Origin of the sequence: Tsukamurella pseudospumae (assembly GCF_001575195.1) — a bacterium.
Taxonomy (GTDB): Bacteria; Actinomycetota; Actinomycetes; order Mycobacteriales; family Mycobacteriaceae; genus Tsukamurella; species Tsukamurella pseudospumae.
This window is the reverse complement of record NZ_LSRF01000001.1, coordinates 777901-790882: the sequence shown is the minus strand read 5'-3', so window position 1 is coordinate 790882 and position 12982 is coordinate 777901. Positions and strand designations below refer to the sequence as shown.

Below are 12982 nucleotides of genomic sequence, written 5' to 3'. Positions count from 1 at the left end.
GGCTAGGCCGACTTGTGCTCGCCCTGGGGATCGACGGTCTGTACATCGATCGGCTGGTCGGTCACCTGCGCCTGCGGCTTCTCCGTGGCCGCCTTCGCGGCACCCTCGGTCTTCATCTCATCCATCTCGCTCTTGAAGATGCGCATCGAACGCCCCAGGCCTCGCGCGGCGTCCGGAAGCTTCTTCCCGCCGAACAGGACGAGCAGGACCACCGCGATGATGATCCACGGCCAGATTGAATGGGTCAGCCCCATGGTTCCACTCCCTCGATCACGACGAACTCCACTGCCCAGACTACCGGACCCGCGGCCCGGTGTTCCTGTGCGAACGCTGCGGGCGATGTGTCCGGTTCATGAATAGTTGGCGAGCCCCGCGGCCGCGCGTAGCGCGACGGCGGTCGCCAGCGACTCGGGGCCGCGCACCGTCAGCTCCCCGCCGAAGCTGAGCACGAACCGCACCATCCAGTCCTCCGTCGCGTACTGCATCGTCGCGGCGACCGGACCGCCCGCGTCCTCGCTCAGCACGGTGAACGGGTGGTACTCGAGCGCCCAGGCGGCGCCGGGGCCGACCTCGACGGTGGCCGTGGTCAGCTCGTCGGCCGCGGCACCGTCGAACAGCCCGGCCGCCGGTTCCACGTGCTGCGGCACCGAGGCGGGTTCGTCGAGCTCGTGCACCTCGTCGATCCGGTCGAGGCGGAACATCCGCAGGCCCTCGCTGGTACGGCACCAGGCCTGTAGGTAGCTGTGGCCGCCGAAGGTGTCGAGGGCGATGGGGTCGACATCGCGCTCCGTGGTGCTGTCGCGGGTGGCCGAGTAGTAGCGCAGGTGCAGTGCGCGACCGTCACGCAGGGCCCCGCGCACGGTGGCGGCGACGCCCGCCACCGGGCTGTCGGGCTGGGCGCCGTCGATCGAGGCGACGGTGTCCCGCCCCGCGCCAGCGACCGCCGCCTCGAGTTTGGCGATGGCTCGCAGGACCGCGGCCGGATCGGCGACACCGGGCGAATCCGCCAGCCCGCGCAGCGCGAGCAGCAGCGACGCCGCCTCGGGGCCGGTCAGCTTGAGCGGGCGGTCGATCTTGGCGCTGAAGCCGATGTCGACCCCGGACTCGTCGTAGTCGATCTCGATGAGATCGCCCGGGAACATGCCGGGCAGCCCGCACATCGTGAGCCCGGTCAGGTCCTTGCGCAGCTGGGCGACCGTGACACCGAGGTCGGCCGCGGCGCGCTCCAGGTCCGCGTCGGGGTGCGTGCGGAAGTACGGGATCACGTTGAGCCAACGCGCGAGGCGCTGCATCTGCTTCGTCGGCTGCTTGGACGGTGTGCTCATCGCGCCGCCGCCAAGGCCGTGAGCCGGTCCACGACGGCGTCGCGCAGCTCCTGCGGTTCGAAGACCACCGCGTCGGGCCCGAGCCCGGACACCTCCCGGGCAACGGCGTCGACCGAGCGCATCTCGACGGTGATCTCGGTGCCGGACCGGCCGCGGAAGTCACCGTCGGCCTGCGTGGCCGCGAGCCGACGGAGCCCGTCGCCCCGCCCCCGCGCGACCCACAGCCGGGCCGTCCCGACCGGGTCGCGCTCGGCGACGGTGGCCACCACGTGCGCGTGCAGGTCGAAGCCCTCGGGCGGCCGCACGGTGGCCGCGGCCCCCGTGACGGAGCCGCCCCGGACCCGGCTGAGCTTGAACGTGCGCACGGCGTCGCGCGCCACGTCGTGCCCGACCGCGTACGCGCTGCCGCGGAACGTGACCACGCCCCACGGGTGCAGCGTGCGGTCGACATAGGGCTGCGCGGGATTGGCGCGGTGCTCGAAGGTGACCTGGCGCCGCCGGTCGATGCCCTCGAGCATCGCCAGCAACGCGCCCTCGGCACCCCGGTCGGGGGCGATACCCGGGCCCACGCCCGCGCCGGGCCCGCTGACGTCCATGCCGCCGGCGCGCAGCTTCTGCACCGCGGACTGCGCCGCTGAGGACAGCTCCGGCGACTGCCAGACCGCTGCGGCGACGGCCACGGCGGTGGCCTCCTCGGGATCGAGGTCGATCTCGCCGAGGGCGTACTCGTCGAACGCGATCCGGTAGCCGGTGGCCGAATTGATCCGGGACACCGGTGCCACCTCGATGGGGACGCCGAGTTCCCGCAGGTCCGCCTTGTCACGCTCGAACATCCGCTCGAAGGCCTCGTCGTCGGCGTCCGGGTCGTACCCGAAGACGTTCGCCCGGATGTAGTCCCGATCGAGCGGGCGTTGCGTGTACAGAAGGCATATCACCAGGTTGGTGAGACGCTCGATCCGCGAAGTTGCCACGTGTCGATCTTACGTTCTACGTGTCCGATCCGCGCGGATCGACGCGGTGTCGTCCGTTCGGAGGACAGGGGTCGCACTCCCCTATGCTCCACGCATCGTCGCGAGGAGGCCCGCCGTGCAACCCCATTCCGATCCGCTGTTCGGGCGGTACACCGTCGTCGCGCCGCTGGGCCGGCACGCCACCGGTACCAGCAGTCTCGTCGACGGCCCCGACGGACGCCAGGTGCTCACGGTGCTTCCCGTGGCCGACGGTGCCGCCTTCCTCCGGGACGCCGCCGTCGCCGCGCGACCGAGCGGCCCCGGCGCCGCGCCCGTCCTCGCGTACGGGTTCGACGACGGTGTCGCCTGGTTCGTCTCCCCCGATCCGTCCGGCCGGGACCTCGCCGACGTTCCGGTGTCCGACGTCCCGGTCGCTGCCATCGTCGGTCGTGCCTTCGCGGCGCTCGATGCCGCTCGCGCGTCCGCGACGGGCCCGGCATCGGTTCCCGCACGCCCGGCCCCTGCTCCGGCGCGACGGGCGTGGCGGCGGTGGCCGGTGATCGCGGCCGCGGTCGTCGCGGTGCTGGTACTGGTCGGTGCGGTGGTCGGGGTGACGGTGATGCGGAGCGGGAGTTCCGGGCCGGCTGGGCCCGTGACCGCCATTGCGGGTGGCGGCGGCACCGTCTGCGTGATCGCGGACCGCGAGCTGTACTGCCTCGGCAGGACTCTCGGCGAGTCGTCCGCCCACAACGCCACGTTCTCCCCGATGCCGACCGTGGTTCCCGGCCTGGACGACGTGACATCGGTGTCCATGGGGGTGGGCGTCGTCTGTGCGGTCGCGGGTGGGGAGGTCTACTGCTGGGGCAGCGATGCCGCGGCGCTGACCGGCGATACGACATCGTTTGGAAGGGCCCTGTCCGCGCCCGTCAAGGTCCCGGGCCTGTCGCGAGCGACGACCGTGACGGCAAGCCGCTCCTACCGACTCGGCTCCGGCGCCTGCGCGGTCACCAGCTCGGGCACCTATTGCTGGGGCTTCGGAACCGGCGGATACACGCTCACAAAGGTGCGCGGCCCGGGCGAAGTGCGGGCGATCGAGATGAACTTCTACGAGTACAGCGCCGACGCATGCATGCTGGCCACCGGCGGAGCGGTCAGTTGCTGGAGCGGCGGCACGAACTTCGACATGGTCGGGAAGGCACCTCAGACCGTGACCGGGCTACCGCCAGTGACGAGGCTCTCGGTCAGCGGCGTTTGCGGTGTCGCCGATGACCGCGCCTACTGCTGGGAGCAATCGGACGCCGGCCCGATCCTCGGACGCGTCTTGCCGGGCGGACTCGCCGACGTGGCGGACGTCGCCGTAGACCGGGTCTACCGGGACAAGTGCGTCGTCAGTGGCGGCTCGGTGTACTGCACCACGAAGCTGGACGAGGCGCCGCAACGTGTGGACCGCCTCGACCACGCGACCGCCGTGACCACCAAGACCGCGACATGCGCCGTCGCCGACGGATACCTGTACTGCTGGGGCGATCTCTCATGGCGCACCGGCGCTGACTCTGCGGCGAACGCGCCGAAGTCGGCGCCAGTGCGCATCGACCTTGCGCCGTAGCGGCGCAATCGGGTCGCCTGAACGCTACATCGACGCGATGAGCCGCTCGACCCGCTCGTCAACGCTGCGGAACGGGTCCTTGCACAGCACCGTGCGCTGGGCCTGGTCGTTGAGCTTGAGGTGCACCCAGTCGACGGTGAAGTCGCGGCCGGCGGCCTGGGCCGCGGTGATGAACTCGCCGCGCAGCTTGGCGCGCGTGGTCTGGGGCGGGGTCTTGACTGCGGCATCGATCGCCTCGTCCGTGGTGACGCGGGCGGCCATGCCGCGGCGCTGCAGCACGTCGAACACGCCGCGGCCCCGCTTGATGTCGTGGTACGCGAGGTCGAGCTGCGCGATCTTGGGGTCGGACAGCTCCATCGAGTACTTGTCCAGGTAGCGCTGGAACAGCTTGCGCTTGATCACCCAGTCGATCTCGGTGTCCACGCCGGAGAAGTCCTGCGACTCCACCGCGTCGAGCGTGCGGCCCCACAGGTCCACGACCTGCGCGAGCTGCTCGTCGGGCTCGCGCGTGGCGAGGTACTCGACAGCCTTCCCGTAGTACTCGCGCTGGATGTCCAGCGCGCCGGCCTGCCGTCCACCGGCGAGGCGCACCTCGTGGCGGCCGGTGGTGTCGTGGCTGACCTCGCGGATCGCGCGGATCGGGTTGTCCAGCGAGAAGTCGCGGAACTGCACGCCGGCCTCGATCATCTCCAGCACCAGGTGCGCCGTGCCCACCTTGAGCATCGTGGTCGTCTCGGACATGTTCGAGTCGCCGACGATCACGTGCAGGCGGCGGTACTTCTCGGCGTCGGCGTGCGGCTCGTCGCGGGTGTTGATGATGGGCCGACTGCGGGTGGTGGCGCTGGAGACGCCCTCCCAGATGTGCTCGGCCCGCTGACTCAGGCAGTACGTCGCGTTCTTCGGCGTGAGCAGCACCTTGCCGGCACCGCAGATCAGCTGCCGCGTCACCAGGAAGGGCAGCAGCACGTCCGAGATACGGGAGAACTCGCCCACGCGGCTCACCAGGAAGTTCTCGTGGCAGCCGTAGGAGTTGCCCGCCGAATCGGTGTTGTTCTTGAACAGGTAGATGTCGCCGCCGATGCCCTCGTCCTGCAGCCGCTGCTCGGCGTCGAGCAGCAGGTCCTCCAGGACCCGCTCCCCCGCCTTGTCGTGGGTGACCAGCTGGAGTACCGAATCGCACTCGGCGGTCGCGTACTCGGGGTGGCTGCCCACATCGAGGTAGAGGCGCGAGCCGTTCTGCAGGAAGACGTTCGAACTGCGCCCCCAGGAGACGACGCGCCGGAACAGGTACCGGGCGATCTCGTCGGGGCTCAGGCGACGGTGTCCGTGGAAGGTACACGTGACACCGAACTCGGTCTCGATTCCCATGATTCGGCGCTGCACGGTTCGAACATACCCTCAGCTCCACCTTCGTAGTCCGCCCCGTCCTGATCGGGGTGCCGACGTTCCCGCGCCATCACGGCGACGACGATCGGCGCGAGGGCGACCGCCGCCAGGACGAAGGTCGTCAGCACGTCCGTCGCGGCGACGAACGCACCCAGTGTCGCGGAGAAGACGAGGTTGAATCCGGTGTGTGCGATCGACGTCGTCCAGATCGTTCCCGAGCCGTACCACAGTGTGCTCCAGATGATCTCGAGCAACACCGACATCACGATCCACATCGGGATGAGCAGGAGGGTCTCGCGCAGGGGCACGTCGAACCCGAAGTAGCCCACCGACGCCAGCGGCCAGTGCCACGCTCCCCAGATCGCGCCGGTCGTCGCCGCAGCGGCCGTCGGCCGGTTCCGGAACACCCGCAGGTCGGCGAGCGCGCCGCGCAGATACGCGGTCCAGCCGAACTCCTCGCCGAAGAAGACGGGCGCGAACACCACCATCACGAGAGGCCCGAGCAGGAGCTGCTCCAGGTGGGGCCCGGCACCGTCGGGCGGGACCGAGATGACGCCCGTCGCGAAGCCGACCGGCAGGGCGACGGCGAACAGCACGAACGGGACCGCCAGCGCGAGGAGGTACCAGCGCCACCGCTCCCGTAGGCGCGGCCGCAGCCCCGCGTCGGCGAAGCCCTGCCGGGTGATCCACACCCGCACCACGAACGCCGCGAGAGCGGGCAGGAACGCGGCGGTGATCAGCTGGATCACCGGGTCGTTGAGCGGATGCCCGAGTGCGTAGGCGATCACCCACAGACCCCACGAGGGCAGGAAGGTCAGGGCCAGGAACCACGGGATGCCGCGCCGGTGCACGGAGGTTTCGTTCATGCCTCCAGTCCACCCGAACGACGGTCCGCGGTCACGGGCCCGGGAGCCCGACCTCGCGGTGGTGCCGGCACTACCCCAGCAGCTGCGCGACCCGCTCGTCGGACAGGCGCTTGAACGCACGACGGGGTCGGGTGTGGTCGAGGATCGCGACCTCCAGCTCCCCCGCCTCGAAGGTCTTCGGTTCCGCGGTCGATGAGGCGGACGAGCCGTTCGACGGTGCCGGGGCGCCGAGCGCCTTCGCCGCGAGGCCGAACGCTGCGGCGAGGTCCAGGCCGTCCTGGTAGCCCTCGGTGAGGACAGGCGTGATCGACTCCGTCTGGCCGCCCATGACCACGAACTGCTTCTCATCGCCGACGGAACCGTCGTAACCCACGCGGTAGAGCCGCGACGCGGCGTTGTCCGGCGTGCCGACCTCGGCCACGCACAGCTCCACCTCGTAGGGCTTGGCCTGTTCGGTGAAGACCGTGCCCAACGTGGACGCGTACGCGTTGGTCAGCGACCACCCGGTGACATCGCGCCGCGAGTACTGGTACCCGCGGGTGTCGGCGAACTGGATGCCCGCGCGCCGCAGGGACTCGAACTCGTTGTACTTGCCCACCGCGGCGAAGCCGATGCGGTCGTAGATCTCGCTGATCTTGTTGAGCGAGCTCGGATTGTCGGCCACGAACAGCACGCCGTCCGCGTACTTGAGCACGACGACGCTCCGGCCGCGGGCGATGCCCTTGCGGGCCAGCTCCGAGCGATCGCGCATGATCTGCTCGGCGGACGCGTAGTACGGGAAGGTCATGCCTGCGCCCCTCTCGCCGCGATGACGCGGTCCGTCGCGGCTGCCACGTCCGCCTCGGCGACCTCGACGGCACCGTCGGAGGTGATGACGACGGACGTCGGGTACAGCTTGCGGAGTACGTCCGGACCGCCGGTGGCGGTGTCGTCGTCGGCGGCGTCGAAGAGGGCCTCCGCGGCCACGTCGAGCGCACCGTCGGCGTCGAGACCCTGCCGGAAACGCTTCTTGATGGACGACTTCGCCCAGGCCGAACCCGAGCCGATGGAGTGGTAGCCCACCTCGTCGTGCCAGTCGCCCGTCACGTCGTAGGAGACGATCCGACCGCGTGCCTCCGCCTCGTCGAATCCGACGAGCAGTGGCACGGCCGCCAGGCCCTGGAGAGCCGCACCGAAGTTGCTGCGCACCATGCCCGCGAGCCGATTCGCCTTGCCCTCGAAGGTGAGCGGGACGCCCTCGATCTTCTCGTAGTGCTCGAGCTCCACCGTGAACAGTTTGACGATCTGCTTCGCGATGCCCGCGGTGCCGGCGATGCCGACCGCGGTCAGCTCGTCGGTGACGAAGGTCTTGACGATGTCGCGCTGCGCGATGAGGTTGCCCATCGTGGCACGGCGATCACCTGCGAGCAGCACGCCGCCGTCGAAGGCGACCGCCACGATCGTGGTGCCGTGCGGCACGTCCGCGGGGCCCTCGGAGATGCGGAAGGCCAACGCCTCCGGGGCCACCTCGGCCAGATGCTGGACGAAGGAGGATCGCGCGCCGCTCAGCGGCGTCACTGGCCGCCCTTCTGGACGTACGCGCGCACGAAGTCCTCGGCGTTCTCCTCGAGCACGTCGTCGATCTCGTCGAGGAGATCGTCGGTCTCGTCGGTCAGCTTCTCGATGCGCTCCTGGCCGGCTCCCGACGGTGCACCCGCGAGGTCCTCGTCGTCTCCGCCGCCGCCACGCTTGACCTGCTCCTGCGCCATCTCGCTGCCTCCTTAGCGACCATCCCGGGCCGCATGACCCGATGTTCCAACCCTACCGGCCTACACTGCTCCCGTGGATCCGTACACGCCGCCCGGCATGCCCGAACCGGTGCTCGTCAGCATCGGCGACATTCATTGCACCCGCACCCAGGTCATCACGCCCGCGGGAACCTTTCCGATCACGGGCGCGCAGTGGACCGTGACCGACCACAGTGTGCACACCCGCACCACGCCCACCTGGGCGATCGTCCTCGCGATCGTCGGCGCGTTCGTCGTCTGCCTGTTCTCGCTCTTCTTCCTGCTCGCGAAGGAGGACCAAACTCAGGGATTCGTGCAGGTCAGCGTGTTCGGCCCGGAGGGCCGTTCGTTCACGACCAGCGTCCCGGTGTACTCGCCCTTCGCCGTGCAGGACGTGTTCGGGCGCGTCAACTACGCCCGGAACCTCAGCATCGGCATGTAGCCCCGACGGTCCGCCGGAGTTCGGCCGCTACTGAAGGATGCGGGCGACGGTACGCCGGATGCGCCGTGGGCGGGGCGTGCTGCCGACGGGACAGACGACCTCGATGAGGGTGCGATCGTCGAGACGGATGACCCAGTGGTGCTCAACGATGATCGCCTCCGCATTGATCGTCGTGTGCGTGATCGACGCGAGCCGTTCGATCGGAATCGGTTCGGACGCTCCCCCGATGCCCACTCCCGACTCGTCGATCCACCAGATCACCCTCCCGGCGGACTTCCACATCGCGATCGGGATCGGACCGAAGAACGCCGTCACGACCGCGGCGAAGCCGGCTGCCATGACCACCATCCCTGGCGACCCCACCTCCACCGGCAGGAAGGCCGCGGAGATCACCACGAACGCGACACCGGCATCGAGAAGAGCGAGCGCAGCGGCTGCGACGAAGAAAGGAATCCCGATCCGCCCGCGGACGGCCAACGCTGTCGGCGGCGGTTCCGGCGGAACACTGGGCGCATCGATCGGAACCACGATGTCCGCTGCCGCGAACCAGACGGCGGCGCCGGCGATCCCGCTGGCGATGCCGAAGGCTACCCGTCCGAGCTCCCAGCCGTCGACGGTGTTCGCCTCTGCGATGAGGATTCCGCCACCGAGCACCAGCAGCGCGGCACCGATACGGAAGAACCAGAACCGAACGAACTTCCGTCCATCGATTCGCGGTGCCGGTGGCACGTACCCGAACGACTGCTCCGGCCGGTCCGCCCTGTGGCGCGCGCTCACCACCAACCGCCGCTGACGCGGACACCGGGGGCGACGTTCCGCACGAGGCCGCGGAATCGCATCGGTCGCACTGATGCTCCGGCGGGATATCGGACGGTGACGGGAGGACGATCGTCGAACGAGATAGTCCACCGGTGGGTGTAGACGAGGCCGCGAGCATCGTCCTTGTCGTACTCCACCGCGACCACGTGGTCCCACGTGCTTCGGCCTGGCCGGTCGGTATCGGTGGTGCGAAAGCCGATCTCGTCGAGCGTCGCCCAGAGGTGAACACTGCGGCCGCTCCGGATGATCCGCAGCGGGAGCGCGGCACAGAGCACGGCACCCGTCACTCCGAGGACGAAAACGCCCGGCCACAGGGCTGGTTCCTCCTCCGGCGGTGCGATCGAGAGTCCGAGGCAGATCACCGCGAGTAGTCCGAAGGCGACGGCAGCCAGCACGCCGATGACGAGGACGATGCCGTACCTGCCACGCACCACCGTCGGAAACTGCGGCGGCTCGGGGGCTCGACCGGAGCTCTCGACCGTTGGACCGTGGCCCGACGCAGGAAATGGATCCTGCCAGGTACCGGCCATCCTCACATGCGGGGCCGCACGTCTGATGCTCGCGCGCACGTGCGTGGGTCCACGCCGCACCCCCGCCGGATACCGGACCTCGTCCACGTCTCCAGTGGTGCGCCGAATCGTCCACACATGCCACAGCGGGAACCCGCCGACGTCCTCATATCCGTACTCCACGGCCTCTATCTCGCGCCAGGCAGCTCTCGTCGGGTTGTCGCCTCGCCGATACTCGAGACTTTGATCGGTGACCGCCATTCGCCACCGGACTCCGCCACGGAGTACCGCACGAAGGTACAGCACGCCTCGCGCGCCGGCTCCCACCACGAACAGCAGCGATGCGCCGCCGGGGAGCGTGAATCCGTTCGCCACGACATCCGCTATCAGACGCCAGGTGAAGAACGCGCTGCCCAGGAGTACTCCGACTGCGAGCCAACCGACACCTCCGATGCCGCCGCGCACCAAGACGTTCGAGCCGGCCGGCGTCACCATCCGAGGACCGTCTCGACCTGTGAGTGTTGGCGGATTGGACAACTATTCAACATCAAGAAGAGTGTATCGGTCTGATCCGCATCGCGAAGGAGTGAGTGGCGGTCAGCGGTCCAGGAGATGGGGTGCCAGGCGCCGCAGCTCGCGATCGATCTCGACTACTCCGGGGCGCAGGTCGACGGGCGTGCGCACGGACACATCGCCGAATCTCCAGGTGAAGTGATGGTCGACGTCGCTCGGACCGATCGGGAAGTACATCGACTCGACGGCTCGGCTGAACCATTCGATCTCGTTCCATGGCGTGAACGTCGGAGCTTGTCCGGATGTCGCGATGCTCACCCCCTCAGGAGACAGCGCGATCAACACGATCCTGGAAGCGCGAAGGACGCCGACGGCGTATCCCGCCAGCACCGCGTTGAAGAGTAGAACGAAGCCCCCGATCAGTAGTGCGCTCATCGCACCGTCCCGGGTACCGACGGCAAAGGCCGACAGGGCGGCACCACCGAGAAGTACCGCAGTGACGAATGTGAGGATGATCGCCCCCGCCGCGGAGAGGAAGAAGAGCAGGGTGAGGCGCCCGCGGACCTCGACCGCGTCACGAATCGCGAGGGCGCTGCGTGTCGCCACCGGAACGTGCGACGCTTCACGACCGATCACTCCCGCGGCGAGCGCGAAGAGCAGCGCACCGATGACCTCGATCCACCAGTCGATCTTGCGGTCGGCAGAGAGCCACAGTCCGACGCTCAGACAGGCGTGCAGACCGAGCAGCAGCGTCGATCCGAACAGCGCGAGGACCATCGGGCCGAACCTGCGCGGCGCTGACCGCGCATGCCGCACCACGTCAGATGGGACGGAGACGGACGACCGGGATCGGGCGGGTGGTCTTGCGCTGGTACGCCGCGTAGCGGCCGCCGTTGTTGCGATCCGCGAGATCCCAGAGCCGCTGGTAGTCGGCGTCGCCGGGCCGCAGGGTCTCGACGCCGGCCGGGAACCGCTTCGTCCCGACCTGCACGTCGACGGTGCCGGCGGCGACCATGTTGTGGAACCACGCCGGGTTCCGCGGCGCTCCGCCCTTGGACGCGACGACGACGTAGTCGGCACCGTCGGCGACGTAGGTCAGGACGGTCGTGCGCGGCTCCCCCGACTTCGCACCGACGGTGCGGACGATGAGGCTGGGCACGCCGAAGAGCAGCTTGTGGCCGATGCGGCCACCGGAACGCACGTACAGCTCGCCGTGCGCCTTGAGCACCTCCGGGAACGCCCTCGCGTAGAGCTTGCCCACCTCGCGACCGATGTCCATGCGCCTATCCTCGCAGGGAATCGACGAGCTCGCGGGCGGAGGAGGCGCCGTCGAGCAGGGCACCGACGTGCTCCTTGGTGCCGCGCAACGGCTCCAGGGTGGGGATGCGGACCAGCGAGTCGGCGCCGACGTCGAAGATCACCGAGTCCCAGCTGGCCGCGGCGATCTCGGTACCGAAGCGGCGCATGCATTCGCCGCGGAAGTAGGCGCGGGTGGACTCGGGCGGCGTCGTCACGGCGTCCATCACCTGCTGCTCGGTGACCAGGCGCTTCATCGAACCGCGGGCGACGAGCCGGTTGTAGAGCCCCTTGTCGAGCCGCACGTCGGAGTACTGCAGGTCGACGAGCTGCAGCTTCGACGCTCCCCACGACAAGCCCTCGCGCTGACGGATGCCCTCGAGCAACCGCAGCTTGGCCGGCCAGTCCAGCTCGTCGGCGAGCCGCAGCGGATCGTCGGCGAGGGTGTCGAGCACTCGGACCCAGGTGGCGTGCACGTCGAGGGCACGGGCATCGTCGGAGCCCTCGAGGAAGGATCCCACCCGGTCCGCGTAGGCGCGCTGGATGTCCAGCGCCGTCATGTGCCGGCCGTCGGCGAGCTCGAGGACGCCGGTCAGCGACAGGTCGCGCGAGACCTGATGCACCGCGGAGACGGGCGCCGCCAGCTGCAGGTCCGACAGGTCGACGCCGGCCTCGATGAGGTCGAGCACCAGCGACGACGTGCCGACCTTGAGGTACGTGGAGGTCTCGGCGAGGTTCGCGTCACCGATGATGACGTGGAGTCGGCGGTACTTGTCCGGGTCGGCGTGCGGCTCGTCGCGGGTGTTGATGATGCCGCGCTTGAGCGTGGTCTCGAGGCCCACCTCGACCTCGATGTAGTCCGCGCGCTGCGAGAGCTGGAAGCCCGCCTCGTCGCCGCTGGCGCCGATCCCCACGCGGCCGCTGCCGCAGAACACCTGCCGCGTCACGAAGAACGGGGTCAGCCCGCCGACGATCGCGGCGAACGGGGTGTCCCGCCGGCACAGGTAGTTCTCGTGCGTGCCGTAGGAGGCGCCCTTGCCGTCGATGTTGTTCTTGTAGAGCTGCAGGGCCGGGGCACCGGGCACCGTCGACGCGTAGCGGGCCGCGGCGTCCATGACGCGCTCGCCCGCCTTGTCCCAGATCACCGCGTCGAGCGGGTCTGTGACCTCTGGCGCCGAGTACTCGGGGTGCGCGTGGTCGACGTACAGGCGTGCGCCGTTGGTGAGGATCATGTTCGCGGCGCCGATCTCGTCGGCGTCGATGATCGGCGCCGGCCCGCCGCGTCCGAGGTCGAAGCCGCGGGCGTCGCGCAGGGGCGACTCGAGGTCGTAGTCCCAGCGGGTGCGCTTGGCGCGCGGGACGGCCGCGGCCGCCGCGTACGCGAGCACCGCCTGCGTCGAGGTGAGAATCGGGTTCGCCGTGGGGTCCTTCGGCGCGGAGATCCCGTATTCCACTTCGGTACCGATGATGCGCTGCATGCGCCCCAGCCTATCGGTGCCGATCG

General features: G+C 69.5%; 15 protein-coding genes. 2 read left to right on the top strand and 13 right to left on the bottom strand.

The genetic code is table 11. From position 1 onward, the window contains the following. Positions 1 to 2 precede the first annotated feature (2 nt). From tatA to AXK60_RS03685, 3 genes are all read right to left on the bottom strand, one after another. Positions 3 to 254, bottom strand: coding sequence for a Sec-independent protein translocase subunit TatA (gene tatA, locus AXK60_RS03695; RefSeq protein ID WP_068569616.1), 252 nt, complete (start codon positions 252 to 254; stop codon positions 3 to 5). A 96-nt stretch (positions 255 to 350) separates the two neighbouring features. Further along, positions 351 to 1325, bottom strand: a complete 975-nt coding sequence (locus tag AXK60_RS03690) for a helix-turn-helix transcriptional regulator (protein ID WP_068569614.1) — start codon at positions 1323 to 1325, stop codon at positions 351 to 353. Then, a complete protein-coding gene (locus AXK60_RS03685; protein WP_068569612.1) occupies positions 1322 to 2296 on the bottom strand; it encodes a helix-turn-helix transcriptional regulator in 975 nt (324 codons plus the stop codon). Before AXK60_RS03685 ends, AXK60_RS03690 begins: the two co-directional genes overlap by 4 nt. Before the next feature lie 115 nt (positions 2297 to 2411). On the opposite strand from AXK60_RS03685, the gene AXK60_RS26130 reads away from it, so the two are divergent. Next, the gene (locus AXK60_RS26130) at positions 2412 to 3881 is read left to right on the top strand and encodes an RCC1 domain-containing protein (protein ID WP_068569610.1); all 1470 of its coding nucleotides are present in this window, start codon (positions 2412 to 2414) and stop codon (positions 3879 to 3881) included. Between the two features lie 24 nt (positions 3882 to 3905). On the opposite strand, the gene pafA is transcribed toward AXK60_RS26130, so the two are convergent. From pafA to AXK60_RS03655, 5 genes are all read right to left on the bottom strand, one after another. Beyond that, positions 3906 to 5264: a Pup--protein ligase gene (gene pafA, locus AXK60_RS03675; protein WP_197466711.1), complete on the bottom strand. Its 1359-nt coding sequence runs from the start codon at positions 5262 to 5264 to the stop codon at positions 3906 to 3908. Next, positions 5192 to 6133 (bottom strand): CPBP family glutamic-type intramembrane protease, encoded by a 942-nt coding sequence (locus AXK60_RS03670; RefSeq protein ID WP_068569606.1) that lies wholly within the window; start codon positions 6131 to 6133, stop codon positions 5192 to 5194. Before AXK60_RS03670 ends, pafA begins: the two co-directional genes overlap by 73 nt. A gap of 70 nt (positions 6134 to 6203) precedes the next feature. Next, on the bottom strand, positions 6204 to 6920 hold the full coding sequence (gene prcA / locus AXK60_RS03665; protein ID WP_068569604.1) for a proteasome subunit alpha: 717 nt from the start codon (positions 6918 to 6920) through the stop codon (positions 6204 to 6206). Next, positions 6917 to 7690, bottom strand: a complete 774-nt coding sequence (prcB, locus tag AXK60_RS03660) for a proteasome subunit beta (RefSeq protein WP_068569602.1) — start codon at positions 7688 to 7690, stop codon at positions 6917 to 6919. Before prcB ends, prcA begins: the two co-directional genes overlap by 4 nt. Beyond that, entirely contained in the window at positions 7687 to 7881 is a 195-nt protein-coding gene (locus AXK60_RS03655) for a ubiquitin-like protein Pup (protein ID WP_068569600.1), read from the bottom strand. The genes prcB and AXK60_RS03655 overlap by 4 nt, the downstream gene beginning before the upstream one ends. Before the next feature lie 73 nt (positions 7882 to 7954). Here AXK60_RS03655 and AXK60_RS03650 point away from each other — a divergent pair, with 73 nt between their 5' ends. Continuing rightward, on the top strand, positions 7955 to 8341 hold the full coding sequence (locus tag AXK60_RS03650; protein ID WP_139057723.1) for a hypothetical protein: 387 nt from the start codon (positions 7955 to 7957) through the stop codon (positions 8339 to 8341). Positions 8342 to 8368: 27 nt separating this feature from the next. On the opposite strand, the gene AXK60_RS03645 is transcribed toward AXK60_RS03650, so the two are convergent. The 5 genes from AXK60_RS03645 to dop form a co-directional block, all read right to left on the bottom strand. Continuing rightward, complete coding sequence (locus tag AXK60_RS03645) at positions 8369 to 9118, bottom strand: hypothetical protein (protein WP_139057722.1); 750 nt, start codon at positions 9116 to 9118, stop codon at positions 8369 to 8371. Then, positions 9115 to 9594: a hypothetical protein gene (locus AXK60_RS03640; RefSeq protein ID WP_068569596.1), complete on the bottom strand. Its 480-nt coding sequence runs from the start codon at positions 9592 to 9594 to the stop codon at positions 9115 to 9117. Before AXK60_RS03640 ends, AXK60_RS03645 begins: the two co-directional genes overlap by 4 nt. A 672-nt stretch (positions 9595 to 10266) precedes the next feature. Further along, positions 10267 to 10959, bottom strand: a complete 693-nt coding sequence (locus AXK60_RS03635; protein ID WP_068569595.1) for a hypothetical protein — start codon at positions 10957 to 10959, stop codon at positions 10267 to 10269. A gap of 43 nt (positions 10960 to 11002) precedes the next feature. Then, on the bottom strand, positions 11003 to 11461 hold the full coding sequence (locus AXK60_RS03630) for a nitroreductase/quinone reductase family protein (protein ID WP_068569593.1): 459 nt from the start codon (positions 11459 to 11461) through the stop codon (positions 11003 to 11005). A 4-nt stretch (positions 11462 to 11465) separates the two neighbouring features. After that, positions 11466 to 12956, bottom strand: coding sequence for a depupylase/deamidase Dop (dop, locus tag AXK60_RS03625; RefSeq protein WP_068569591.1), 1491 nt, complete (start codon positions 12954 to 12956; stop codon positions 11466 to 11468). Positions 12957 to 12982 lie beyond the last annotated feature (26 nt).

Bases quoted from the DNA above. Each gene is read 5' to 3' on its own strand.
- tatA (WP_068569616.1), bottom strand. From the start codon at position 254: ATGGGGCTGACCCATTCAATCTGGCCGTGGATCATCATCGCGGTGGTC.
- dop (WP_068569591.1), bottom strand. From the start codon at position 12,956: ATGCAGCGCATCATCGGTACCGAAGTGGAATACGGGATCTCCGCGCCG.
- AXK60_RS03655 (WP_068569600.1), bottom strand. From the start codon at position 7,881: ATGGCGCAGGAGCAGGTCAAGCGTGGCGGCGGCGGAGACGACGAGGAC.
- AXK60_RS03630 (WP_068569593.1), bottom strand. From the start codon at position 11,461: ATGGACATCGGTCGCGAGGTGGGCAAGCTCTACGCGAGGGCGTTCCCG.
- AXK60_RS03670 (WP_068569606.1), bottom strand. From the start codon at position 6,133: ATGAACGAAACCTCCGTGCACCGGCGCGGCATCCCGTGGTTCCTGGCC.
- AXK60_RS03690 (WP_068569614.1), bottom strand. From the start codon at position 1,325: ATGAGCACACCGTCCAAGCAGCCGACGAAGCAGATGCAGCGCCTCGCG.
- prcA (WP_068569604.1), bottom strand. From the start codon at position 6,920: ATGACCTTCCCGTACTACGCGTCCGCCGAGCAGATCATGCGCGATCGC.
- AXK60_RS03635 (WP_068569595.1), bottom strand. From the start codon at position 10,959: ATGGTCCTCGCGCTGTTCGGATCGACGCTGCTGCTCGGTCTGCACGCC.